Source organism: Luteibacter sp. P4_D7_3 (genome assembly GCF_056401735.1).
Map to the genome: position 1 here is coordinate 1 of NZ_JBFUIT010000547.1, position 1,445 is coordinate 1,445.

The following is a 1,445-nucleotide window of genomic DNA, read 5'->3' on the forward strand; positions in this document are numbered from 1 at the left end:
ATTCATCGGCGATGGGTGCTCGCGACAACCGTCCAATGGATACCACCATGCCAACGTATATCGTCCGCAGCACCCTGACTGATCTCAACGCCACAACCAAACACCGCATTGCGAAAGCCATAACAACTGCCCACACCGAAATCACCGGTGCCAACACCTACTTCGCCCAGGTCGTCTTCGACCACGCCCCCGGCGAAGACTGGTTCATCGGCGGCGTACCGTTACAACGCGACACCCTCTTCGTCCACGGCCACGTCCGCAGCGGCCGCACCGACGACCAGAAGCGAACGTTAGTCGAACGCCTCGTCCGCGACGTATCGAATGCATCCGGCCTGCCGACGCAAGGCATCTGGGTATACCTCAGCGAAATCCGCCCCGGCCTCATGGCCGAGTTCGGCCACGTGCTACCCGAACCCGGCGAAGAAGCCGCATGGTTCGACGCCCTGCCCGAAGACGATCGCCGCATGCTCGCCGCGATGGCGGAACGCGCGCGCTCTTAACGCCCGCGCGAAATCCACACCGCCTCATTCACCGCATCGATAACCACCTGCGGCTTGTCGTACTGAATGAAATGCCCCGCATCGGGAACGATTTCGTTCACACCACGCGTGGACATGGCCGCTACACGCAGGTGAAGACCTTCCCACGACAGCGTCTTGCGGTTGCGCTCATTCTGCGATTCGCCAGTGCGCGCAGGAAAGGGAGAATGCGTGAGCACGATGATCGGCATGTCGCCGAAATCGCTACGGGTTTTTCGGGTCTCGTCCGCGCTGCCGTAGAAGACGTTCTCTCGCTCGGACGCGACCGCCGCCTGCCACTTCTCCGTGGCGCCATAGGTAGCCTGCGCCTGGTTGATCGCCGGGCTGAAGTGCGGATCGTTGGTGTCGCCCAGGCACTTCTCGAACATCTTTGTGCCCGGCGTGAGCCCCAGCCGGGCCGCATCGATACACGCGTGCTGGTCTTTCAGATACTGGTCGTATTTCTCTTTGTCGCCCGGCGCGCTCAGCGCCCAGCCTTCGGCCGATTGGTCTTCGTGCGAGCCCTCGACGATGACCATGCCAACGACGTCATCGCGGTACTTGTCCGCGTACACGCGGACATTCATGCCAGCCAGCGAATGCCCAACCATGACATAGGGTGGCTTTATACCAGCAGCCCGCAGCAAGGCATGGAGATCTTCGGCCTGATTGACCGGCGTGGAAGGTCGCCGCGCAGCATCGCTGAAACCCAGGCCTGCGCGGTCGAACGAACAGACGCGCGTCGTCTTTGCCATCGCCGGCTGGACCATCGCCCAGGAGACCGTCGAATCGCCCATGCCCGCATCAAGAACCACCGTCGGCGAACCGGACCCAAGGCAGTACAGATTGAGCCGCTGGCCAGCGCCGATGTCGACCAGCCTGGCGGGCCGCGTATAGACCACATCATCGATCACAGCGGCCTTAGGG

The 1,445-nt window shown here is 62.4% G+C and carries 2 protein-coding genes; one reads left to right on the top strand and one right to left on the bottom strand.

Translation table 11 applies throughout. The features are described from left to right. On the top strand, positions 1-500 hold a 500-nt coding region (locus AC1DSN_RS22585), incomplete at its 5' end, for a tautomerase family protein (RefSeq protein ID WP_477333064.1). On the opposite strand, the gene AC1DSN_RS22590 is transcribed toward AC1DSN_RS22585, so the two are convergent. Continuing rightward, positions 497-1,445, bottom strand: a 949-nt coding sequence (locus AC1DSN_RS22590; protein WP_477333066.1) for an alpha/beta hydrolase, incomplete at its 5' end; no start/stop codon positions are given. The two genes, AC1DSN_RS22585 and AC1DSN_RS22590, sit on opposite strands and share 4 nt — an antisense overlap.